The sequence below is a fragment of the Symbiobacterium sp. genome, assembly GCF_040797425.1.
Taxonomy (GTDB): domain Bacteria; phylum Bacillota; class Sulfobacillia; order Symbiobacteriales; family Symbiobacteriaceae; genus Symbiobacterium.
Map to the genome: position 1 here is coordinate 35278 of NZ_JBFNEH010000004.1, position 24116 is coordinate 59393.

Annotated in this window: 19 protein-coding genes and 1 tRNA gene; all 20 read left to right on the forward strand. The window is 68.9% G+C overall.

The window, feature by feature from the left end; genetic code table 11:
* Positions 1–5: 5 nt before the first annotated feature.
* The 20 genes from glp (at position 6) to AB2385_RS02170 (ending at position 24046) form a co-directional block, all read left to right on the forward strand.
* Complete coding sequence (glp, locus tag AB2385_RS02075; RefSeq protein ID WP_367653258.1) at positions 6–1262, forward strand: gephyrin-like molybdotransferase Glp; 1257 nt, start codon at positions 6–8, stop codon at positions 1260–1262.
* Between the two features lie 139 nt (positions 1263–1401).
* Positions 1402–1477: transfer RNA gene (locus tag AB2385_RS02080), tRNA-Glu, on the forward strand.
* A 151-nt stretch (positions 1478–1628) separates the two neighbouring features.
* Entirely contained in the window at positions 1629–3929 is a 2301-nt protein-coding gene (locus AB2385_RS02085; RefSeq protein WP_367653259.1) for a SpoIIE family protein phosphatase, read from the forward strand.
* Between the two features lie 117 nt (positions 3930–4046).
* A complete protein-coding gene (gene tilS / locus AB2385_RS02090) occupies positions 4047–5495 on the forward strand; it encodes a tRNA lysidine(34) synthetase TilS (protein ID WP_367653260.1) in 1449 nt (482 codons plus the stop codon).
* A 148-nt stretch (positions 5496–5643) separates the two neighbouring features.
* The gene (ftsH, locus tag AB2385_RS02095) at positions 5644–7524 is read left to right on the forward strand and encodes an ATP-dependent zinc metalloprotease FtsH (protein ID WP_367653261.1); all 1881 of its coding nucleotides are present in this window, start codon (positions 5644–5646) and stop codon (positions 7522–7524) included.
* Between the two features lie 60 nt (positions 7525–7584).
* Positions 7585–8016, forward strand: coding sequence for an NUDIX hydrolase (locus AB2385_RS02100; RefSeq protein WP_367653262.1), 432 nt, complete (start codon positions 7585–7587; stop codon positions 8014–8016).
* A 38-nt stretch (positions 8017–8054) separates the two neighbouring features.
* The gene (locus AB2385_RS02105; RefSeq protein ID WP_367653263.1) at positions 8055–9338 is read left to right on the forward strand and encodes a M16 family metallopeptidase; all 1284 of its coding nucleotides are present in this window, start codon (positions 8055–8057) and stop codon (positions 9336–9338) included.
* A 3-nt stretch (positions 9339–9341) separates the two neighbouring features.
* A complete protein-coding gene (locus AB2385_RS02110; RefSeq protein ID WP_367653264.1) occupies positions 9342–10628 on the forward strand; it encodes a M16 family metallopeptidase in 1287 nt (428 codons plus the stop codon).
* Positions 10629–11369: 741 nt separating this feature from the next.
* Positions 11370–12893 carry a histidine ammonia-lyase gene (gene hutH, locus AB2385_RS02115; protein WP_367653265.1) on the forward strand — a complete coding sequence of 508 codons (1524 nt, stop codon included), beginning with the start codon at positions 11370–11372 and terminating at the stop codon, positions 12891–12893.
* A gap of 46 nt (positions 12894–12939) precedes the next feature.
* Positions 12940–14589: a urocanate hydratase gene (hutU, locus tag AB2385_RS02120; RefSeq protein WP_367653266.1), complete on the forward strand. Its 1650-nt coding sequence runs from the start codon at positions 12940–12942 to the stop codon at positions 14587–14589.
* Between the two features lie 47 nt (positions 14590–14636).
* A complete protein-coding gene (ftcD, locus tag AB2385_RS02125; RefSeq protein ID WP_367653267.1) occupies positions 14637–15545 on the forward strand; it encodes a glutamate formimidoyltransferase in 909 nt (302 codons plus the stop codon).
* Entirely contained in the window at positions 15545–16828 is a 1284-nt protein-coding gene (gene hutI / locus AB2385_RS02130) for an imidazolonepropionase (RefSeq protein ID WP_367653268.1), read from the forward strand. Before ftcD ends, hutI begins: the two co-directional genes overlap by 1 nt.
* Positions 16829–16832: 4 nt before the next feature.
* Entirely contained in the window at positions 16833–17480 is a 648-nt protein-coding gene (locus tag AB2385_RS02135; RefSeq protein WP_367653269.1) for a cyclodeaminase/cyclohydrolase family protein, read from the forward strand.
* Between the two features lie 177 nt (positions 17481–17657).
* Positions 17658–19328, forward strand: a complete 1671-nt coding sequence (locus tag AB2385_RS02140) for a formate--tetrahydrofolate ligase (protein ID WP_367653270.1) — start codon at positions 17658–17660, stop codon at positions 19326–19328.
* 79 nt (positions 19329–19407) lie between these two features.
* The gene (folP, locus tag AB2385_RS02145) at positions 19408–20241 is read left to right on the forward strand and encodes a dihydropteroate synthase (protein WP_367653271.1); all 834 of its coding nucleotides are present in this window, start codon (positions 19408–19410) and stop codon (positions 20239–20241) included.
* Positions 20242–20257: 16 nt separating this feature from the next.
* Positions 20258–20623, forward strand: coding sequence for a dihydroneopterin aldolase (gene folB, locus AB2385_RS02150; RefSeq protein ID WP_367653272.1), 366 nt, complete (start codon positions 20258–20260; stop codon positions 20621–20623).
* Positions 20620–21147 carry a 2-amino-4-hydroxy-6-hydroxymethyldihydropteridine diphosphokinase gene (folK, locus tag AB2385_RS02155; protein WP_367653273.1) on the forward strand — a complete coding sequence of 176 codons (528 nt, stop codon included), beginning with the start codon at positions 20620–20622 and terminating at the stop codon, positions 21145–21147. Before folB ends, folK begins: the two co-directional genes overlap by 4 nt.
* A 56-nt stretch (positions 21148–21203) precedes the next feature.
* Positions 21204–22043, forward strand: a complete 840-nt coding sequence (nadC, locus tag AB2385_RS02160) for a carboxylating nicotinate-nucleotide diphosphorylase (RefSeq protein ID WP_367653274.1) — start codon at positions 21204–21206, stop codon at positions 22041–22043.
* A 397-nt stretch (positions 22044–22440) separates the two neighbouring features.
* The gene (locus AB2385_RS02165; protein ID WP_367653275.1) at positions 22441–23235 is read left to right on the forward strand and encodes a type III pantothenate kinase; all 795 of its coding nucleotides are present in this window, start codon (positions 22441–22443) and stop codon (positions 23233–23235) included.
* Positions 23236–23239: 4 nt separating this feature from the next.
* Positions 23240–24046, forward strand: a complete 807-nt coding sequence (locus AB2385_RS02170) for a type III pantothenate kinase (RefSeq protein ID WP_367653276.1) — start codon at positions 23240–23242, stop codon at positions 24044–24046.
* The last annotated feature ends 70 nt before the right edge of the window (positions 24047–24116 follow it).

The window sequence follows — 24116 nt, forward strand, 5'->3', positions numbered from 1 at the left end:
GAAGGATGACCACCATGCTCCCGGTTGAGGAGGCCCGTGCGCTGCTGCTGCGGCACGCTCCGCCGCGCCGGGTCGAGACGGTGCCCCTGGAAAACGCGCTGGGTCTCGTCCTGGCCGAGGACCTGCGGGCTGCGGAGCCGCTGCCGGCCTTTCCCCGCTCGGGGATGGACGGATACGCGGTGCGCTCAGCCGATACCCGCAACGCCACCCGTGAGGCGCCCGTGACGCTGCGGCTCGCCGGCGTCATTCCCGCCGGGCATCCGCAGGAGACGGAACTGGCCCCGGGCACCGCCGTGGCGATCATGACCGGCGGCGCCGTTCCGCCGGGGGCCGACGCCGTGGTCCGCCAGGAAGAGGTGCAGGTGAGCGGCGACCGCCTGCAGATTTTCCGCCCCGTGTCGCCGCTGGAGAACGTGGCATGCGTGGGGGAGGACGTCGCCCGGGGGCAGGTGATCCTCACCGCCGGTCGCCGGATCCGCCCCCAGGAGATCGGCCTTTTGGCCGCGCTGGGCATCGTCCAGGTGCCGGTTCTGGCCAGGCCTCGGGTGGGCATTCTCTGCACGGGCGACGAGCTGGTCGGCGCCCACGAGGTACCCGGGCCCGGGCAGATCCGGAATTCCAACGGGCCGCAGATGGCGGCGCTGGTCCGAAGTGCCGGCGGCGTGCCGGTGATGCTGGGGATAGCGTGCGACCGAGCCGACGCCATTGCGGCGGCCCTGCGTCGCTCCGAGGGCTGCGATCTGGTGATCACCACCGGCGGGGTCTCGGTGGGGCGGTTCGACGTGGTCAAGGAGGCGCTCACCGCCATGGGGGCCGAGGTGCTCTTCTGGCGGGTGCGCATCAAGCCTGGCACTCCGGCGTGCGCGGGTCTCCTGCGGGGCCGGCTCGTGATCGGGCTCTCGGGCAATCCGGCAGCGGCTGCCACGGACTTTGACCTGCTGGTGCGCCCCGTGCTCGATTACCTTCTGGGCCGGGAGCGCCTCGGGCTGCGGGAGGCATGGGGCGTCCTCGACCAGCCGGTGGCCAAGCCGTCCGGCCTCACCCGCTTCCTGCGCGCCCGGGCGTACAGCGGGCCGGACGGCCAGCTTCACGTCGACACCGGCATGGCGCAGCGGTCGGGGGTGCTCAGCAGCCTGTGCGACGCCAACGCGTACGCGGTCATTCCCGGTGGCAGCGAGCCCCTGCCGGCCGGGGCGACGGTGCGGGTGCTGCTCCACGACGATGCCGACGTGTATGTTCCTCCGTCCCCGCATGGCGGCTAGCGGTGCACTGGATCTGGTCTGGGGCATGCCCGGGTCCGCGCCCGGGTATTCGGGCGGGGGCGCCTGCGGCGTGCTACTGCCTGGGATTTTGCGATACTTGACGTAAAGCGGTGATGGCATGATAATAATCGTAACTAATGGCCCCATCGTCTAGAGGCCTAGGACACCGCTCTTTCAAGGCGGCGACACGGGTTCGAATCCCGTTGGGGCCACCAGGACCGCGCGACCCGGCGCACTGCGCTCAGACGCCGGGTCTTTTCTTTGCACCTGGTGGAAATCTATTCCTCGTTCGCCAAGTTTCGACAGCATTCGCCAACCGGGGTGGGGTACAATCGGTGCCGCGACATCCTCGCAGGGGGTGAGCTCGTGGCATCGAAGCCAACGGCGAACCGCAGGGAGCCGGAACTGTCCCGCTGGAAGCGCCTCGGGTCGTGGCTGGCCTCCCGGCTGGCCTGGGCGTGGCACCCCTTGTTCTACGCCGGGATCGCCGCAGGGTTCCTCATGGGCCGAACCCACCCCATCAGCCCGGTGGCGCCCTTCGGCATCGCCTTCTACATGGCCGTGTGCGCGGCCGGTTACCGGGGGCTGACGGCGCTCCCCGTGGGGCTGGCGGCCCTCGCCGGCGCGGTGACCGTGCAGCCACTCCCCGTGTTTGCATCCTTTGCCGCCGCTCTCTTGCTGGTGCACGTGCTCGCGGCGGTCGCCCGCGCACTGCCGCAGCACAGGGCCCTGGTGGCTGCCCTGCTGGCTTCCGTCGTGGCGGCGGGGCAGGGGCTCATGCAGGACCCGGCAGCGGACTGGGTTCAGCTGGCTTTCTGGGCGGGCCTTGCCGGAGTGCTGGCTCTCATCTTCACTACTGCAGTCAACGACCTGACGAACGGTCGAGACCAGCTGAGCATCCCCGCCGACGTCTCGGTTCCGGCCATCATCCTCCTGGCGGCGGTCCTCACCGGTCTGCAGGATCTCACCCTCTGGAGCCGCATTTCGTTGCACGGCGCGGCGGCCGGCCTCGCCGTCCTGCTCTGCGCCCACGCCGGCGGCCTGGGGTGGGGCGCTGCGGCCGGCGCGGTGATCGGCATGTCGTCGTTCTTCTCGGTTCTGGCCAACCCGCCTGCTTCGGGCGCGTGGTGGAGCCCTGCGCTGTCCGAGAGCCACGCGATGGCCTATGTGGTCGCCGGCTTCCTGGCCGGCGCGTTCCGGGAGCTGAGAAAGGTCGGCGTGGGGCTCTCCTATGTCTTGGGCTATCTCTCCTACATCATGGCGACGCAGGACCGGGGAGCGGTGCTCGAGTCCATGGCCCTGTCGGCCGTGGCGGCAACCCTGCTTTTCTGGCTAATCCCCTCCCGCTGGGTGACGCGCCTGGCTCAGTCCGCGCGCCCAGCGGAGCAGGCCAGGACGGCTTCCAATGAGGACAAGCCGGCGGCTCCTGTGGAGTCGAGTCTGGTGACGGGAGCGGCGGACCGGCTCCGCACGCTGGCGCAGGTGCTGAAGGAGATCCAGCGGACCTACGCCCAGGTGGCCGCGGTCGGCACGCCGGTCCGGGAGGAGACGGAGAAGCGCTTCCACCACGCTGCCGAACAGGTCTGCCGTTCATGCTCAATGGTCACGCACTGCTGGAAGACGGAAGCGGAGGGCACCCGCCTTCTTTTTGGCGAGCTATGGGAACAGATTGAGCGCGAGGGCCCCCTGCCCATGGCGCCCGCACCGGAGCGGCTGGCGGAGCGGTGCATCCACCCCGAGCAGATCGTGGTCACGCTCAATCACCTGTACGACCTGGAGCGCTCGGGCCGGACCCTGCACCGCCGACTGGAGGAGGGCCGGGCCATCGCGGGCGAATATGTTCAGAACGTTGCCCGCATGCTGGACCGCATGGCGGAAGAGGTGGCAACCGGAGGTCGGAGCCGGTCCAGCATCGCGCCCCTTTACCGGGTCTCCACGGCGGTGGCGCGCATGCCCAAGCGGGGCTGCCACATTTCGGGTGACTCGGTGGCCACGGGCCCCCTCTCCGAGGGGCGCTTCCTGGTAGCGCTGAGCGACGGCATGGGCGTCGGCCGGGAGGCGGCGGTGCAGTCTGGGGAGTCGGTGCGGCTCCTGCAGCAACTCCTGGACGCCGGGTTCAACAGCGAGGTGGCCGTCCGGACCCTCAACTCCGTGCTCCTGCTGCGGGGCCCCAGCGACACCTTTGCCACCGTGGACCTCGCGCTGCTGGACCTCACCACGGGCCGGGCGGAGTTCGTCAAGGTCGGTGCGGCGCCCAGTTTCCTGAAGCGGGGGAACGACGTCACCGTTGTCCGGATGCCCTCGGTGCCGGCGGGTGTTGTCGCCGACGTGGAGGTGGAGCCGGAACACCGGAGCCTGCGGGAAGGCGACATCATCGTCATGGTGAGCGACGGCGTCCTGGACGTGGCCCGGGATGAGGCGGACAAGGAGCGCTGGGTGCTGGAACACCTCGCCCGCGAACAGACAGAGGATCCGGAGGAGCTGGCGGAGCGGCTGCTGGCCCGCGCACTCGACCTGACGTCGGCGCCGGAGGACGACCTCACAGTGGTCGTGGCCCGGGTGGACCGGGCAGAAGGCCACGGCGGTGCGGAGCGGCCGAGGCCCAGGCCCACGGGCGAGTGGGCCCCGGCTCAGCCCGCGCCGCGGGTCAAGCCGAATAAGCGTTGACGCCGGTGCGGCCAGTCGCCGTGGAATGCTCAATGGTACCGGGCAGGGAGGGAATCCCCGGCCAGTGTCGAAACGCAATTCGACACTGACCGGGGATCTGCGTGGGGAGGTGACGCCGTGCCGCTGCTGGACAAGGTGCGCGCCGAACTGCTCAGGCACAGCATGGTGCAGCGCGGCGACCGGGTGGTCGTGGCGGTGTCCGGCGGCCCGGACTCCGTGGCGCTCGCCCACGTGCTGCACCGGCTGGCTCCTGAGTGGGACCTCTCCCTTCATCTGTTCCACATGGAACACGGCCTTCGCGGCGCAGCCTCGCAGGCGGATGCCGCCTACGTGGCGCGGCTGGCCGGCCGCCTGTCGCTTCCGCTGACCACGGTGGTGCTCCAACCGGGTGAACTGGAGCGGGAGCCCGGCTCCCTCGAGGCCAACGCCCGGAAGCGCCGGTATGCGGAGATCCGCCGGCTTGCCGCGACCATCGGGGCACAGCGGGTGGCCACGGGCCACACCAGAAACGATCAGGCTGAGACCGTGCTGATGCGGCTGCTGCGGGGGAGCGGAACCACGGGGCTGGCCGGCATCCCGCCGGTGCGGGCGGAGGATAGATTCACCATTATCCGGCCGCTGCTTGGCTGCACGCGCACAGAAATCGAAGAGTACTGCCAGATCCACGAACTGGACCCTCGCCTTGATACGTCCAATCTGCAGCACGACTTCCTGCGGAACCGCATCCGGCACGAACTGTTGCCTTACCTGTCCGAGCACTACAACGGCGCGGTGGTGGACAACCTGGCCCAGGTCGCGGAACTGCTGCGGGAGGAAGACCGGTTGCTGACCGAACTGGCGCTGGAGGCGCGCACCCGCTGCGGCTGGCGCGAGGAGCAGACGCCGTCCGGGGAACGTGTTGTCGAACTGGACGGCCCCGCGCTCCTGCGGCAGCCGCTGGCGCTGGCTCGCCGGGTCGTGCGGATGGCCGTACAGCAGGTGGCAGGAGGGGAGTACGCTCCCGGGCTTCCCACGGTGAGCCGCGTGCTGGATCTGGCCGCGCGCTCGCAGGGCAGCCATCAGGCCCACCTGCCGCAGGGCGTCTGTCTCACCGTGACGTACGGCCGCTGTCGCTTTGCGCGCGCGGGGGGCGGTCCGTCGACGGCGACGGATCTGGCGCAGAAGCTCTGGCCGCTGGCGCCGGAGGGCGAGACGGCGATCGCCGAGCTGGGCCTCAGGGTGCTCACCGAGGTGTTGCCTGCCTCGGCCGTTCCGGCGAGGGAGCCAGCGAACGAAGGCTGGTTCGATCGCGACCTGCTGCCGGGGCCGCTGGCGGTCCGCCTGCGGCGGCCGGGTGACAGGCTGTGGCCGGTCGGTATGGAAGGTTCGAAGAAGCTACAAGATATTCTAGTGGACGCGAAGGTACCCAGAGCGCAGCGCGACCGGCTACCGCTCGTGGTCGCCGCAGAAGAGGTGGTCTGGGTGCCGGGGCTGAGGCGCGATAGGCGCTTCCGCCCGAATGCGGCCACGCGCACGGTGGTGCGGGTGGTCGTGGTGCGGGAGCCGCAGGAGGTCTCCGCTGAATGAGCCGCTGCAGGGTGTACGGTTGCTCCAGTCCGTCAAATATGGTAGACTGAACAAGTATCTCTACGGGCTTCACGACCGACTCAGATAATGAAGAAGTATCTCTGCGTGCCCTGACTTGATTGCCCTTGGAAGGAGGGGCCTGGCAGTTTTGAACAAGCTATTTCGCAGCCTTGCCTTTTATATGCTGATACTGGTCATCTCAGTGGCGATTGCTGTCCAACTGGGAGGGACCACCCAGCAGGCCACCCGCCTGATGTACTCGGATCTGATCCAGTACATTCAGGAGGGGCAAGTTAAGAAAATTGTCGTGAGTGGCTCATACGCCGAGGGCGAACTGGTCACCGGTGAGAAGTTCACCGTCCAGGTGCCCACTGGCGCCAGCCAGGCGCCCCTGATCCAGGAGTTGCAGCAGCGGCCGGAGATTCAGTTCGATTACCGTCAGGACAACACGTCCGGCATCTGGGCGATCCTGTTGCAGACACTGGTGCCGGTGGTACTGGTGCTCCTGGCATTCTTCTTTATCATGCAGCAGACCCAGGGCTCCGGGAACCGGGTCATGCAGTTCGGGAAGAGCCGGGCGCGCCTGGTGACGGATGACCGCAAGCGGGTGACCTTCGACGATGTGGCGGGCATTGACGAGGTGAAGGAGGAACTGGCGGAGATCGTCGACTTCCTCAAGCACCCGAAGCGCTACATGGAGTTGGGCGCCCGCATCCCCAAGGGCGTTCTGCTGTACGGACCGCCCGGAACCGGCAAGACCCTGCTCGCCAAGGCGGTGGCCGGTGAGGCCGGCGTGCCGTTCTTCTCCATCTCCGGTTCCGACTTCGTCGAGATGTTCGTCGGCGTTGGCGCAAGCCGCGTGCGTGACCTGTTCGAGCAGGCGAAGAAGAACTCGCCCTGCATCGTGTTCATCGACGAGATTGACGCCGTGGGTCGTCAGCGCGGCGCCGGCTACGGCGGCGGGCACGACGAGCGGGAGCAGACGCTGAACCAGCTTTTGGTGGAGATGGACGGCTTCTCCCCGAACGAAGGCATCATCATCATCGCGGCCACGAACCGGCCCGATGTGCTCGACCCGGCGCTGCTCCGCCCCGGCCGGTTCGACCGGCAGGTGGTGATCGACCGCCCGGACCTGAAGGGGCGCCTCGCCATCTTCAAGGTGCACGCCAGGGGCAAGCCGCTGGACGACGACGTGGACCTGGAGATCCTGGCCAAGCGCACCCCGGGCTTCACTGGCGCGGATATCGCCAACCTCATGAACGAGGCGGCGCTCCTGGCTGCGCGGCGGCGTAAGAAGAAGATCAGCATGCAGGATCTTGAAGACGCGATCGATCGCGTGCTGGCTGGCGGGCCCGAGCGGCGTTCCCGCGTGATCTCGGAGCGGGAGAAGCGGGTCACTGCCTGGCACGAGGCCGGGCACGCGGTGGTCGGCCACATGCTGCCGCACATGGATCCGATCCACAAGATCACCATCATCCCGCGCGGCCGGGCCATGGGTTACACCATGTTCCTGCCGGTGGAGGATCGCTACAACATCTCCAAGTCGGAGATCCTCGACCGCATGACGATGGCACTGGGCGGCCGGGCCGCTGAGGAGATCACCTTCGGCGAGATCACCAGCGGCGCCCACGACGACATCGAGCGCACCACCCAGTGGGCGCGCCGGATGGTCACCGAATGGGGCATGAGCGAGAAGCTCGGGCCGCTCACCTATGGCATGAAGCAGGACGAGGTCTTCCTGGCCCGCGACATGACCCGCATCCGCAACTACTCGGAAGAGGTCGCCGGCCTGATCGACGAGGAGGTCCGCAAGTTCGTCCACATCGCCTATCAGCGGGCCCTGAAGATCCTGACCGAGCACAAGGATGCCCTGGACCGGGTCTCCGAGATCCTGCTGGAGAAGGAGACCCTGGAGGGCAAGGAACTGGAGGAACTGCTGGCACAGCTGCTGCCGCCCCGGCCCAAGCCGGAGCCACCCAAGCCGCGTCTGCTCAGCAGTGGCGCCTCGCAGGTGGCCCCTGCCTTCTAGTCGGCGCTCCACACCCCCGCCCTCTGCAGGCGGGGGTTTTCTTGCAGGGAGGGAGAAAGAATGGGGCGTGCGTACGCGGGATATCCGATGCCTTCGTGTCATGCCCTGGTCATGGACGGCGACCGCGTGCTTCTGGTGCGGCGGGCGCATCCGCCGCTGCAGGGCTACTGGGGCCTGCCCGGCGGCCGCGTAGAGCTGGGTGAGACCGTGACGGAGGCGCTGCTGCGGGAGGTGCGGGAGGAGACGGGCCTCACGGTTACCATCGACCGTTATCTCGGCTACGTGGACGCGATCGACCGGGACGAGGCTGGGCGGGTACGTTACCACTACGTGGTGCAGTACTTCGCGGCCCGGCCGGCCGGTGGAACGCTGGCGGCGGCCGACGATGCGGCCGACGCGCGCTGGGTGAGGCTCGCGGAAATCCCGGCGCTGCAGGTCAGCGATGCCGTGGAGTGGTGCCTGAGGCGGGCGGGCGTGTACGAGTCGCTCTGACACTGGGCAGACTATCGCCTGTGGAAGGAGGGTTCCGTTTGGCCGACCGGTTTACCCGTTACCCCCTCGGCGAGGGCGTAAACTTCTATGTGCAGCCGACGACCAAGTTCAAGACCACATCGGTGTATGTCTACTTCCACATGCCGCTGGAGCCGGTGACCGTCACGTACAATGCCCTGCTGCCCATGGTGCTCGCCCGGGCCTCGGCGGACTACCCCACCACCGCCGCGCTTTCCCGGCACCTGGATGAGCTGTACGGCACCTCCTTCGGGGTGGACGTGGCCAGGCGGGGCGAGGTCCAGTCCATCGTCTTCCGGATGGAGGTGGCCGGCGACCGGCATATTCCCGGCGAACAGGGCCTGCTCCTGAGGGCGCTGGACGTGCTGGGCGGCATCATCACCCGCCCGCTGGTGGTGGGTGACGGCTTCAAGCCGGAGTACGTGGAGCAAGAGCGCACCAACCTGCGGCAGATCATCGAGGGGCTCATCAACGACAAGCGGCGTTACGCCATGGTGCGTTGCACGGCGGCCATGTGCGAGGGGGAGGCCTTTGCGCTGCACCGGCTCGGCCGGGTGGAGGACCTGGAGGGGGTGACGCCCCGGTCGCTGCTGGAACACCACAGGAGGGTCCTCAGCGAGGCACCGGTAGATGTGTTCGTCCTGGGCGACGTGGACCCCGAACGCCTGCAGGAGGAGGTGGCGAAGCGGCTGCCGCTGCCTGCCGGTTCGCGCCGGTTCCCCGACACGGTGGTCAAGCGGAGCCCCGACCGCCCGGTGCGCGATGTGGTGGAGCGCATGGACGTGAACCAGGGCGTGCTGGTCATCGGCTTCCGCACCGGCATCACGCTGCGGGACGAGCTGTACTTCCCGATGCTGGTGGCCAACGGAGTGCTGGGCGGGTTTGCGCACTCCAAGCTCTTTCAGGAGGTGCGCGAGAAGAACTCGCTTGCCTACTTCGCTTACTCCGCCATCGAAACGGTGAAGGGCGTGGGTTTCATGTACGCCGGCGTGGAGTTTGCCGACGCAGAGCGGTGCAAGGCGATCATGTTGGAACAGCTCCGTGCGGTGCAGGACGGAGCGATTTCGGACGCGGAGATGGAGACGACCATAGCCACCCTGGTAAACGACATGCTGAGCGCGGCCGACCGGCCCGAGGCAATGGCGGAGCTGGCCGTGGACCAGGTGTTCTCGGGACGGGACCTTACCATCGACGACCGGGTCGCCCGCTTCCGGCAGGTCACCCGGGAGCAGGTGGCCGAGGCGGCCCGCCACTTCACGCTGGATACTGTCTACCTGCTCACCAGGAAGGAAGGGGGAGCGTAGGCCATGGAAAAGCAGTCTGACCCCCTCCTGCGGGATGAGCTCTACATGGAGCGGCTGGAAAACGGGCTGACGGTGGCTGTGCTGGTGAAGCCGGGCTACCGGCAGATGACCGGGCGCCTGGCGGTGCATTACGGCTCCGTGGACAGCCGGTTCGTCAACCCGGAGACGGGCGAGGCGGTGCACGTGCCCGACGGGATTGCCCACTTCCTCGAGCACAAGCTCTTCGAGAGCCCCGAGGGCAATGTGGCCGACCGGTTCGCCGAACTGGGCGCCGAGTCCAACGCCTACACAACGCACACCCACACCGTGTACTACTTCACCACGACGGACCACTTCTGGTCCTGCCTCGACCTGCTGCTCAACTTCGTCCAGGATCCCTACTTCACGGCCGAGTCGGTGGCCAAGGAGCAGGGCATCATCGAGCAGGAGATCCGCATGTACCTGGACGATCCCGGCTGGCGCTCCTCGGCCAACCTGCTGGAGGCGCTCTACGTCAGACACCCGGTGCGCATCGACATCGCAGGCACAGTCGAGTCGATCCGCGCGATCGACCCGGACTTGCTCTACCTCTGCCACCGCATCTTCTACCACCCGTCCAACATGGTGCTCTTCGTCGCCGGCGACCTTGCCCCCGCCGAGGTGGTGGAGCGTGTCCGCCAGGCCTTCGCCGGACGCCGCTACCCCGCGCAGGCGGGCATCCAGCGCCTCCTGCCGCAAGAGCCGCCCGTGATCGCCGAGCGCCGGCGGATGCAGGAGCTGGTGGTGAGCCAGCCCATCCTGCGGCTGGGGTTCAAGGAGAAGGAAGTCGGCCTCACCGGCAGGGCGCTGCTGGAGCGGGACCTCACGACGTCCCTGATCCTGGACGTGGTGGTCGGCCGGGGCTCGGCCCTCTACACGCGGCTGTACGAGGCCGGTCTGATCGACCAGCGCTTCGGCTTCGAGCATGTGCCGGAGGTCACCTTCGGCCACACCTACCTGACCGGTCCCACGCCGGACCCGGCCGAACTGGAGGCCAGGCTGCTGGCGGGCTTCCACCAGGCCCAGGAGCAGGGGCTGGCCGCGGACGACTTCGAGCGCGCCCGGCGGAAGCTCATCGGCCGCGTGATCAACCTGATGAACGACCTGGACAGCGTGGCGTTCCTGTTCGCAGACGGCTTCTTCAAGGAGATCCGTCTGTTCGACCTGCTGCCCACCCTGGACTCGCTCACGCTGGAGGCGGCCAACGAGCGGCTGCGCAACCACTTCGACCCGAACCTGGCCGCGGCGTCGGTTATCTACCCGAGGCGGTAGAGCCGGGCCGCTTTCGGCCTGCCCCGGCTGTGACACCGCACTGGACGCCTGAAGGAAGGATGCTCGGCGCCGCCGCGTAGTACCTGGGCTAGACTATTTGAGTGCTAAGGTTGGATGTTCGATTCCGGCGGTCTGATATATTCTCAAGACGTAGGCGATCACTTGGGTCGGCTGAGGCCACTGTCAGCGGTTTGATCCCCCAATCAGGCCCCTGACGTTGCAGTAGTCGACCAGCTTTCTCTCTCCAACGGAGTCATTCGGTCGACCCAAGGGTCACCCACCGCTCACCCTCCTTTGTTCCGGTCCTCAGCCTTCCCCCACGGGTTGAGGACAACCCTCCCCTTTGCCGTAGCCAGCGTCCTCCCCCCACGGGACGCTGGCTCCCCTTTTTGGGGCTGGTTTTGGCGTTGGGCCCCGGCGTGACCGGCCCGCGATGCCCTGGGAGACCGTCACCTGAGCCTTCCCGCCGCGGCCTTCACGGAACTCTTGGGCCACAACCGCCGTGCGTTGCACGAGTCGGAGACAGGTGCCTCAAGGAATGACAGGCAAGAAGCCGCCTATCTTGTGGTAGGCGGCTTTCCCGTTCCCCCGGCGTCGCTGATGGTCCGCCGGCAACCATCGTTCCCCCATCGCACTGCACACCGCTCACTTCCCACCGCTTTAAAGCGCCACCGTACTCGTTTGCCTCCCGCGATTGCCGCTTCCTATAATGGAGGCAGGCTAGAGCGGGAGGTCTTTTTCATGTCTACTGTGGAACTCGGCGCACACTTGGGCCTCCCGGAGGTGGTGGCCGTTGCCCGGCAGGGCGCCAGGGTGGTGCTTCCTCCCGCCGTACGGGAGCGGGTGGCCAGAGGAAGCGCGATGGTGTCCCAGCTGGTACAGCAGCGGCGGCCGGTCTATGGTATTACCACCGGTTTCGGGAAGTTCAGTGACGTAACCATATCCCCTGAGGAGACGGCTGCGCTGCAGCGCAATCTCCTGATGAGCCACGCCTGCGCGGTGGGCGATCCGCTGCCGCAGGAGGTGGTGCGGGCGATGCTGCTCCTGCGAGCCCAGGCGCTCTCCCATGGGCATTCGGGCATCCGGGTGGAGACCCTGGAACTGCTCGTCAAATTCCTCAACCTGGGAGTTGTGCCTGTCGTGCCAGAACAGGGCTCGCTGGGGGCAAGCGGCGATCTGGCGCCCCTGGCGCACATGAGCCTGCCTCTGATCGGGCTGGGGGAGGCCTACGTGAACGGCGAGCGCCTCCCGGGCGCCGAGGCGCTGGCGCGCGTCGGGCTGGAGCCGGTGACGCTCACCGCCAAGGAGGGGCTGGCCCTCATCAACGGCACGCAGGCGATGACCGCCCTGGGCTGCCTGGGCGTGTACGACGCGCAGACCTTGCTCAAGACGGCGGACATTGCGGCAGCACTCACGGCGGAGGCCCTGGGGGCGATTCCGGCGGCCTGGGACCCGCGCATTCAGAAGCTGCGCCTTCACCCGGGCCAGCAGGCGACCGGCCGGAACCTGCGGCGGCTCGTGGAAGGGTCCCGGCTCGTGACCCGGCCGGGCCAGGTGCGCACGCAGGACCCCTACACGCTGCGCTGCCTGCCGCAGGTGCACGGGGCCAGCCGCACGGCCGTGGCGCACGTCGCAGAGGTGCTCGGCTGGGAGATGAACGCCGTCACGGATAACCCGCTGCTCTTCCCCGAGGAGGGCGAGGTCATCTCGGGCGGGAACTTCCACGGCCAGCCCGTGGCGCTGGCCCTGGACTACCTGGCCATTGCGGTGGCGGAACTGGCAGACATCGCCGAGCGGCGCATCGAGCGGCTGGTCAACCCGCAGCTGTCGGGCCTGCCGGCCTTCCTGACCAGCAACGGCGGCCTGCACTCGGGGCTGATGATCACCCAGTACACCGCTGCCTCCCTGGTGAGCGAGAACAAGGTGCTGGCTCATCCCGCCAGCGTGGACTCGATCCCCTCCAGCGCCAACCAGGAGGACCACGTCTCCATGGGCACGACCGCGGCACGGAAGGCGCGGAAGGTGATGGCCAACGTGCGGCGGGTGCTGGCCATCGAGCTGCTGTGCGCCGCTCAGGCGCTGGAATTCCGGGGGCCGGAGCGGCTGGCCCCGGCGACCCGTGCCGCCTACGAGGCGGTGCGGCAGCGGGTGGCCCCGCTGGATGGCGACCGGGTGATGACGCCGGACATCGAGAGCCTGGCGGAGATGGTGCACAGCGGCGAACTCGTCAGTGCGGTAGAGAAGGTGATCGGCGAGCTGGAATAGCGGCGCTCACGCAGCGCCGATGAGTCCACGTTAAGGGGGTACTGGCATGACCCGAACGGTTCGCGCGCCGCGCGGCACGGCGCTCTCGTGCAAGGGGTGGCAGCAGGAGGCTGCCCTCCGGATGCTCATGAACAACCTGGATCCGGAGGTTGCCGAACGCCCGGAGGACCTGGTGGTCTACGGCGGCCGGGGCAAGGCGGCCCGCTCCTGGGAGGCATTCGACGCCATCGTGAGGGCCCTGCGCTCGCTGGAAGATGACGAGACGCTTCTGGTGCAGTCCGGCAAGCCGGTGGCGATCTTCCGCACGCACCGGTTCGCCCCGCGGGTCTTGATCGCCAACTCCAATCTGGTGGCTCACTGGGCGACCTGGGATCACTTCTGGGAGCTGGAGCGCAAGGGCCTGATCATGTTCGGCCAGATGACGGCCGGTTCCTGGATCTACATCGGCACCCAGGGGATCCTCCAGGGCACCTACGAGACCTTTGCCGAGGCCGCCCGCCAGCACTTCGGCGGCAGCCTGAAGGGCAGGCTGGTCCTGACGGCAGGGCTCGGCGGGATGGGCGGTGCGCAACCCCTTGCGGTCACGATGAACGAGGGCGTCGCCATCGTGGTGGAGGTGGACGAGGCGCGCATCCGGCGCCGGCTGGAGCACCGCTACCTCGACCGCATGGCCTCCACGCTGGACGAGGCGCTGGCGCTCGCCGAGGAGGCCCGCAGAAAGGGCGAGCCGCTCTCCATCGGCCTGCTCGGCAACGCCGCCGAGGTCTTCCCCGAGTTCGTCCGCCGCGGGATCATCCCGGATGCGGTGACCGACCAGACCTCGGCCCATGACCCCCTGAACGGCTACGTTCCCGCCGGCCTCACCCTCGAAGAGGCCGTGGCGCTGCGCCGATCCGACCCTGGCGAGTACGTCCGCCGGGCCAAGGCCTCCATGGTCGTCCACGTGCAGGCGATGCTGGACCTGCAGAAAGCCGGGGCCGTCGTTTTCGATTACGGCAACAACATTCGGCAGCAGGCCTACGATGCCGGGCTCAAGAACGCCTTCGACTTCCCGGGCTTTGTGCCGGCCTTCATCCGCCCGTTGTTCTGTGAGGGCAAGGGCCCGTTCCGCTGGGTGGCGCTCTCCGGCGACCCCGAGGACATCTACAAGACCGACCGCGCCATCATGGAACTCTTCCCTGAAAACGAGTCGCTGCACCGCTGGCTGCGGATGGCGCAGCAGAAGATCCACTTTCAGGGCCTGCCGGCGCGCATCTGCTGGCTGGGCTACGGCGAGCGGGTGCGGGCCGGGCTGAAGTTCAACGAGATGGTGGCCAGCGGGGAGCTCGCGGCCCCCATCGTGATCGGACGGGACCACCTGGACGCCGGCTCCGTGGCGTCGCCCAACCGCGAGACTGAGGGCATGAAGGACGGCTCCGACGCGATCGCCGATTGGCCGCTGCTCAACGCACTGGTCAACACGGCGGCCGGGGCCAGCTGGGTCTCGATCCACCATGGCGGCGGCGTGGGCATCGGCTACAGCCAGCACGCCGGCATGGTGGTGGTGGCCGACGGCACCCCTGAGGCCGCCGACCGGATCGAGCGGGTGCTGACCACGGATCCGGGCCTGGGAGTCGTGCGCCACGCCGACGCCGGGTATGAGAAGGCCATCGCCGTGGCGAAGGAGCGGGGCATCCGCATGCCGATGCTCGAGTGAGCGGCGGGACCGTGAGACGTGGGCAGGGGGCCAAAGGAGGCGCTGCGATGAACCCCAACGCCGTCGTGGAGTGCGTGCCCAACTTCAGCGAGGGACGCCGGCCGGAGGTGATCGAGGCGATCGCCGGGGCCATTGCCGCACAGGGCGTGAAGGTGCTCTCGGTGTCCAGCGACGCCGACCATAACCGGTGCGTCATCACGTTCATCGGCGGACCTGAGGCGGTGGCGCGGGCGGCCATCCGGGGGGCCGAGGTGGCCATCCGGCTGATCGACCTCAACCACCACCGGGGCAGTCATCCGCGCATGGGTGCGGTGGACGTGATCCCTTTCGTGCCGGTCTCCGGCTGTGACATGACCGACTGCGTGGCCCTGGCACGCCAGGTGGGCGAGGCGCTGGGGCAGATGGGGCTGCCGGTCTACCTGTACGAGGCGGCGGCCACCCGGCCCGACCGGCGCAATCTGGCCGACGTGCGGCGGGGCGAGTTCGAGGGGCTGCGGGAGCTGATCGGCAAGGACCCCGACAAGAAGCCCGACTTCGGCCCCGAGGCCATTCACCCCACCGCGGGCTGCGTGGCGGTGGGCGCCCGCATGCCGCTCATCGCCTTCAACGTGAACCTGGGCACATCGGACCTCTCGATCGCCAAGAAGATCGCCCGGGCCGTGCGTGGGTCCAGCGGCGGGCTGGTGCACTGCAAGGCCCTGGCGGTACCGCTGGCCGAGCGGGGCCAGGTGCAGGTGAGCATGAACATGGTCAACTACAAGGAGACGCCCCTGCACCGGGCCTTCGAGCTCATCCGCCTGGAGGCCGAGCGGTACGGCGTCCCCGTTGTGGGGTCTGAAATTGTCGGCCTGGTGCCGATGGACGCCCTGGTGGGCGTGGCCCGGCACTACCTCAGACTGGAGGGCTTCAAGAGCGACCAGGTGCTGGAGAAGCGACTCCTGGAGGTCATGGAGTGATGGCGATGGAGTCGGTGGACCTGCTCATCGTGGGAGCCAGCGAACTGGTGACCATGGCCGGGGGGCCCCGGCGGGGCGACCGACTGAAGGACCCGGCCGCCATTCCCGGTGGCGCCCTGGCGGCGCGGCAGGGCCGCATTGTGGCCGTGGGCCCCAGCGACGAGGTGCTGGCGGCCGTCAGCACCGGTCCCGACACCCTCGTCATCGACGCCCGGGGACGCGCCGTCATTCCCGGGTTCGTCGACCCGCACACGCACCTCTGCTTCGCCGGCGACCGGGCGGAGGAGTTCGCCCTGCGCCTCGGCGGCGCCACCTATCAGGAGATCGCCGCCAGGGGCGGCGGCATTCTGAACACCGTGCGGGCCACCCGGGCGGCCAGCCAGGCCGAACTGGAGGCCCTGGGCCTGGAGCGGCTCAACCGGCTGGCCCTCTCGGGCACCACCACCGTAGAGGTGAAGTCCGGCTACGGCCTGAGCACGGCGGACGAGCTGAAGCAGCTGCGGGCCATCCGCGCGCTGGACCGGCGCCACCCTCTCACCGTGGTGCCCACCTTCATGGGCGCCCACGAGGTTCCGCCGGAGTACCGGGACCGGCCGGGGGCTTACGTGGACCTGCTGGTGGAGGAGATGCTGCCCGCGGTTGCCGCCGAGCCCGGCCTGGCCCGCTTCGCCGACGTCTTCTGCGAGCAGGGCGTCTTCTCGGTGGCCGACTCCCGCCGCATCCTGCAGCGGGCCCGGGAACTGGGGTTTGCCGTGAAGGTGCACGCCGACGAGCTTTCGGACCTGGGCGGTGCTTCTCTGGCGGCCGAGGTGGGGGCCATCAGCGCCGAGCACCTGCTGCACGCCTCCGACGAGGGGCTGCGGCGGCTGGCCGCCGCAGGAACGGTGGCGGTGTGCCTGCCCGGCACGTCATTCAGCCTCATGAACGCCCCCTACGCCCGGGCCAGGCGCATGGTGGAGCTGGGATGCACCGTGGCCCTGGGCAGCGACTTCAACCCGGGTTCGTGCCCGGTCTACGCGATGCCGTTCATCATCACCCTGGCCTGCATGCACCTGAAGCTCGACCCCAGCGAGGCCCTGGCGGCCGCGACCATCAACGCGGCCGCGGCCATCGGCCTGGAGGCGGAGGTGGGCTCCCTCGAGGTGGGCAAGCTGGCGGATGTGGTGATCCTCTCGTGCACGAGCCACCGGCACATCCCCTACCACATGGGCATGGGCGTGGTGGCACAGGTGGTGAAGCAGGGGCGCCTGATCGTGGACGACGGGCGGCTGGTCAGGAGGTAGGCGCATGCAGATTCGGGAGCAGACGATTGCGGCCTTCTGTGAAGAACTCGGCGCGGCCACGCCGGCCCCCGGGGGCGGGGCGGTCGCCGCCGTGGCCGGCGCGCTCGGGGCGAGCCTGGCAGCCATGGTCGGCGGGCTTACCTGCGGGCGTGAGAAGTTCCGGGCGGTGGAGGCGGAGATGACCGCGCTGAAGGATGAGGCCCGGCGGGAGGCCGACGCGCTCCTCGCCCTGGCGGACGCCGACCAGGCCGCCTTTACCCAGGTGATGGCCGCCTTCGGCCTGCCCAGGGGCACGCCGGAGGAGAAGGCGGAGCGGCAGCGCGCCGTGCAGGCGGCCTACCAGACGGCAACCCGCACGCCGCTGGAGACCATGGAGCGCTGCCTCGCGGTGATGCGCCACGCCCTGGCGGCGGTGGAGCGAGGCAACCAGAATGCCCTGAGCGACGGCTGTGCGGGCTTCTTGCTCGCCGCGGCCGGCTTCGAGGCGGCGCTGTGGAACGTGGCCATCAACCTGGGGTCGATCAAGGACGAAAGCTTCCGCCAGGACGCCCTGGCGGCGGTGGACCGTCTGCGCCGGGAGCAGGAGGAGGTGCAAGAGGCGTTCCGGCGTGCAGTGGGGGATCCCGTCAGCCGGTTCGTGACTCGGCCGTAACGGCGCGGCGGGGTTTGGCGAGAAGGGGCGCCGGGGCGCCGGACCGCCGGGGTACAGGGGGAACAGGCCCTGGCAACGGGCGGCGTCCACCGCGGCGCAGCGGTGGGGGACTGCCGGATCGCTCAGGCAGCAGGAACTGGCGTACCAGGGGAATCCAAACCGGAGGAGGTAAGGAACTTGCTGTCGGACATCGCAATCGCGCAGCGCGCACACCTGCTACCGATCACCGCGGTGGCGGAGCAGGTCGGTCTCGGCCCCGACGACCTGGAGCTGTACGGTCGCTACAAGGCCAAGATTGCCCCGCACGTCTGGGAGCGGGTGAAGTCGAACCCTGACGGCCGCCTGATCCTGGTGACGGCCATCAACCCCACTCCCGCCGGGGAAGGCAAGACCACCGTCACCGTCGGCCTCGGGCAGGCCATGCGCCGCATCGGCAAGCGGGCGATCATCGCGCTCCGGGAGCCCTCGCTGGGGCCCGCCTTCGGCGTGAAGGGTGGCGCGGCCGGGGGCGGCTACGCCCAGGTGGTGCCCATGGAGGAGATCAACCTCCACTTCACCGGCGACTTCCACGCCGTCACCTCCGCCAACAACCTGCTCGCGGCGATGATCGACAACCACCTGCACCAGGGGAACGCGCTGGGGCTTGACCCTCGCCAGATCACCTTCAAGCGGGTCCTGGACATGAACGACCGGGCCCTCCGCTCCGTGGTGATCGGGCTGGGCGGGAAGAACGGCGGCGTGCCGCGCCAGGAGGAGTTCATGATCACCCCGGCCTCCGAGGTGATGGCCGTGCTCTGCCTGGCCTCGGACCTGGCCGACCTGCGGCGGCGCTGCGGCGAGATCATCGTCGGCTACACCTACGACGGCACCCCCGTGCGCGCAAGCCAACTCAAGGCCGAAGGCGCGATGGCGGCCCTCCTGAAGGAGGCCATCAAGCCCAACCTGGTGCAGACCCTGGAGAACACCCCGGCCCTGGTGCACGGCGGTCCCTTCGCCAACATCGCCCATGGCTGCAACACCGTGGTCGCCACCCGCCTGGGGCTGAAGCTGGCGGATTACGTCATCACGGAGGCCGGCTTCGGCGCCGACCTGGGGGCCGAGAAGTTCATCGACATCAAGTGCCGCCTTGCCGGGCTCAAGCCCGACGCGGTGGTGCTGGTGGCCACCATCCGCTCGCTGAAGATGCACGGCGGGCTGAAGAAGGACGAGCTGGGCCGGGAGGACCTGGAAGCCCTGCGCCGGGGCAGCGCCAACCTCCTGCGCCATCTGCGCAACATCACCGAGGTGTTCGGTCTGCCGGCCGTGGTGGCCATCAACCGGTTCGCCGCGGACACGGAGGATGAGATCCGCCTGCTCAAGGAGCTGGTGGAGGAGGCCGGCAGCACGGCCGTCGTGGCCGACGTGCACGCCCGCGGCGGCGAGGGCGGCATCGAACTGGCCCGCCGCGTGGTGGAGCTGGTGGAGGAGCCCTCCCACTTCCGCTTCGTCTATGACGACGAGGACAGCCTCAAGACGAAGATTGAGAAGGTGGCCACGCGCATCTACGGCGCCGACGGCGTCGACTTCAGCCGCGAGGCCAGCCGCATGCTGAAGAAGCTGCAGAACGAGGGCTTCGGTCGGGCGCCGGTCTGCATTGCGAAGACGCAGTACTCCTTCTCTGACGATCCCAAGAAGCTCGGCGCGCCCACCGGCTGGCGGCTGACCGTGCGAGAGGTGCGGCCGAGCGGCGGTGCGGGGTTCGTGGTGGCCATCACCGGCGAGATCATGACCATGCCGGGCCTGCCGCCGGTTCCGGCGGCCGAGGCCATCGACGTGGACGCGGACGGCCGGATCACGGGACTCTTCTGATTCGGGCAGGGACGAGCGAGGGCCGGGGCGAATCACTCCCCCGGCCTTCCTGTAGTTACGGGAACGAGGTGAGCGGGTCATGTGGCGAATTCCCTGCGGCGGGCGCATCCTCGAGGTGGGCCGGCGCACCCTGATCATGGGCATTCTGAATGTGACGCCCGACTCGTTCTCCGACGGTGGCCGTTGGCCGGAACCGGAGCAGGCGGTGGCCCGCGCCCTGCAGATGCTGGAAGAGGGGGCGGACATCATCGACGTCGGCGGCGAGTCGACCCGCCCCGGCCACACGCCGGTGCCGGCGGAGGAGGAGCGGCGCCGGGTGCTGCCTGTCATCCGGGCGCTCCGGCGGGCGGCCCCGGATGCCTTCATCTCGGTGGACACTCAGAAGGCGGAGGTGGCGGCGGCTGCGCTGGCGGCAGGGGCGGACATCCTGAACGACATCTGGGGGCTGCAGGGCGACCCGGAGATGGTTGCCGTGGCCGCCAGACACCGTTGCCCGGTCGTGGTGATGCACAACCAGAAGGGCACCGCGTACCAGGACCTGATCCAGGATATCACCGCCTTTTTCCGACGCTCCCTCGACCTGGCGGCTCAGGCCGGGCTCCCGGGGGACTTCCTCATCCTGGATCCCGGCTTCGGCTTCGGCAAGACCCCGGACCAGAACCTGGAGGTCATCCGGCGGCTGGGCGAGTTCCGGGTGCTGAACCGGCCGCTGCTCCTGGCCACCAGCCGCAAGTCGACCATCGGAAAGGTGCTGGGGGGGCTGCCGCCGGGGGAGCGGCTGGAGGGAACGGCGGCGACGGTGGCCATCGGGATCGCCAACGGCGCCGATATCGTGAGGGTACACGACGTGCGCGCGATGAAGCGGGTCGCGCAGATGGCCGATGCCATCGTGCGCCCCGGGCGCGGGGCCTGAAAGGGTGAGACAGAGCTTGGATCGCATCGTGCTCTCTGGCATGCGCTTCTACGGCTACCACGGCGTCCTGCCCGAGGAGACGAAGCTGGGGCAGGAGTTCCTGGTGGATGCGGAGCTCTTCCTGGACCTGCGGCGGGCGGGGGAGCAGGACGACATCCGGCAGACGGTGAACTACGGCAAGGTCTACCGCACGGTCAAGGCGATCGTGGAGGGAACCCCCGTCAAGCTGATCGAGGCCCTGGCGGAGCGCGTGGCGGCCCAGGTGCTGGAGCAGTACCCGGGCGTCGCCGCTGTGACGGTGCGCGTGCACAAGCCGCGGGCCCCGATTCCCGGCACCCTCGCCGGCGTGATGGTGGAGATTCACCGGAGGCGGGACCCGTGACGCACGCCTACGTCTCGCTGGGGGCCAACATCGGCGATCCGGAGGCACAGCTGGTCACCGCTCTGCGCCGCCTGGACGCCAGCCCCGGGGTGCGGCTGGTGAGCGTGAGCGGCCTCTATCGCACCGCGCCGCAGGGGAGGACGGACCAGCCGGACTTCCTCAACTGTGCCGCCTGCCTCGAGACCACGCTTGCGCCCCTCGAGCTGCTGGACCTGACGCAGGCCGTCGAGGCGGACCTGGGCCGCGTCCGGAAGGAGCGGTGGGGGCCCCGCACCATCGACATCGACATCCTGCTTCACGGCCGGATCCGCATGCAGGGAGACCGGCTCACGCTGCCGCATCCGCGCATGGCCGAGCGGGCCTTCATGCTGGTGCCGCTCCTGGAGGTCTGGCAGCCCGGAGACGGGCCGGAGGGAGCCCGCCGGGAGGATCTGGAGGCGATGCTGGCCCGGCTGCCCGACCAGGGGGTGCGCCTCGTGGAGGACCGCGCCTCTTTTCTGCAGCAGGTCAAGCGGGTAGAATAAAACGGATGTGCCCTGGCGGGCGCAGTTGGAAGCGCGAACGCAAGGAGGTCTGCGGGATGACCCTGAACCCAATCGCCGTCGAGGAGCTGGTGCGCAGGGCGCTGCTGGAGGACGTCGGGCCGGAGGATCTGACCACGTCGGCCGTGATCCCGGCGGAGGCCACCTGCACTGCGGTGATCATCGCCCGGGAGCCCGGCATCCTCTGCGGACATCCGGTCGCGAAGGCCACGTTCCGCGCCCTCGACCCGTCCCTCGCCTATGAGGCGCTGGTGGACGAGGGCAGCGAGATCACCGCTGGCCAGGGCGTCGCCCGCGTCTCCGGCCGGGCCCGGTCCGTACTCGCAGCGGAGCGGGTGGCCCTCAACTTCCTGCAGCGCATGAGCGGCATCGCCACCGCGACCCGGCGTCTGGCCAACTCCATCAAGTATTACCACGCCCGGCTGGTGGAGGGCCACGAGACCACGCCGGGGCTGCGGATGATCGAGCGGTACGCGGTGCGCATCGGCGGAGGCCAGAACCACCGGTTCGGGCTCGGCGACTCCATCGTGGTGCGGGCGGGTCACCTGGCGCTCGCGGGCGGCGTGCGCGAGGCGGTGGTGGCGGCCCGCAAGGTCGCCTCCCACACCAGCCGCGTGGCGGTGGAGGTGCGGAGCCTCGACGAGCTGCAGGAAGGGCTCGACGCGGGGGCAGACATCCTGACGCTGGTCGACATGGACCCGGAGACCTTGCGGCGGGCGGTGGAGCTGGCGTCGGGCAAGGCGATTCTCGAGGCCGCCGGCAACATCAGCGCAGCCAACCTGGTGGAGGTGGCCAAGACCGGCGTGGACATCATCGCGGTCGGCGCGCTCACGCACTCGGTGAGCGCTCTCCCCTTCAGTCTGGAAGTTACCCCGTGAGGCGCTGCCAGAAGAACCCTGAAGATTCGTCGTGCACTGAACCTCCGGATCGGCTATAATGAAAGTACAGGAAAGGACCGGCCCCCCCCAGAGGCGGGACGGTGGCGGGCCTTACCCGCAGGTGAGGAGAAACGCAGGGCCGCCAGGGGGCGGTGGGGACTGTCCGAGTCTTTCCGGTGGAGGTGCTGGGGCAATCGACTCCGAACTGCATAGCGCTTGTTGTGCGGCCCGGGTCGTTGACCCGGGCCGCAGTCTGTCTTGATGCCTGAAAGGCCTGGCACGGCGTGGGCGGGTGTGCGCCCGCCGCCCGGTGCCAGGCCTTATGCTATAATCGTGCTTGAGTTTGCGGGAGCCGGACCCGCCGGGACGGGCCGGCCACCCAGGGAGGTCAGACGCGGTGCTGCTGGCGGTCGACGTCGGAAACACGTTCATGGTCCTCGGCATCTTCGAGGGCGAAAGGCTGCGGGCGGAATGGACCGTGCACACGGATCCTAGCAAGACGCTCGACGAGTACGGCCTGCTCTTCACCAGCCTGCTCGAGCGCGCAGGCTTCAGCAGCCGCACGGTGACGGCCGTGGCGATTTCGTCTTCCGTTCCGCCCCTGATTCCCAAGCTGGAGTGGATGTGCCACAAGTACTTCCACCTGAAGCCGCTGGTGATCGGCCCCGGCGTTCGCACGGGCATGATGATCCGCTACGACAATCCCAGGGAGGTGGGTGCAGACCGCATCGCCGGTGCGGTCGCTGCCTTCGAGCAGTACGGCGGCCCGCTGATCGTGGTCGACTTCGGCACGGCGATCATCCTGGATGCCATCTCGGCCCGGGGCGAGTACCTGGGCGGCGTGATCGCCCCGGGCATCGACGTCTCGGCCGACGCTCTGTTCCAGTTTGCGGCGAAACTGCCCCGCATCGAGTTGGTGAACCCCGGCTCGGCCCTGGGGCGGAACACGGTGCACGCGATGCAGTCCGGCATCATCTTCGGCTTCGCCGGCCTGGTGGACGAGCTGGTGGAGCGGATGGCCGCCGAGCTGGACCCTGAGGGGCAGGGGTGCAAGGTCATCGCCACCGGAGAGCAGGCCGAGCTGCTGCTCGGGGAGTGCAAGACGATCCAGCACTTCGACCCGCACCTGACGCTCACCGGTCTGCGCATCATCCACGACAGGCACCAGGCCCACGGCCGGGGAGGGAGGTAGCGCCATGCTCCTGGCCATCGACATCGGCAATACCAACATCACTGCCGGGCTGTTCCTGGAAAGCGAACTGGTCGCCATGTGGCGCATGGCGTCCAACCGGCTGGAGACGTGGGATGAGTATGGCCTGCGCCTGATTCAGCTGCTGGAGCGCGACGGCTACACCCCCGCCGACGTCACCAGCGCCGCCATGGCCTCGGTGGTGCCGCCGCTGAATGCCGTGCTGAGCCGGGCGGTGGAGCAGTACCTGAAGGTCCAGCTCAGGGAACTGACCAGCACCCACCGCAGCCTGCCCGCGGTCCGCTACGACAATCCCGCCGCCCTGGGCACCGACCGGCTGGTGAACGCCCTGGCGGGCTGGGAGATCTACGGACGGCCGCAGGGGAGGCCGGTCATTGTCGTCGACTTCGGCACCGCCACCAAGCTGGAGTGCGTCAGCGCCGGGGGCGAGTACCTCGGGGGCTGTATCGCACCAGGTATCGGCATCGCCACGGAGGCGCTGACCCGCCGCACCGCGCTGCTGCAGCGGGTGGAGCTGCAGCGGCCGAGATCGGTGATCGGCCGCAACGTGGTGGCCAGCATGCAGTCGGGCATCCTCTTCGGCTTCGTGGGCCTGGCGGACGGGCTCGTGCGACGGTTGACCCGCGAGATCGCGCCCGCGGGACCGCAGCCCGTGGTCGTGGCCACAGGGGGGCTGGCTGACCTGGTGGCCGCGGAGAGCCGCACCATCGAACTGGTGGATCCCCACCTCACGCTGCAGGGGATTCGCCGCATGTACGAACTGAACTGGCCCGACGCCGCGCGCGAGGGCTAGTCGGGCCCAAGGGAGGAAAGGGGCTGCAGTCAGGCGAAAAAGGGGGTTGTGGTACAGCTACCCATTCCGC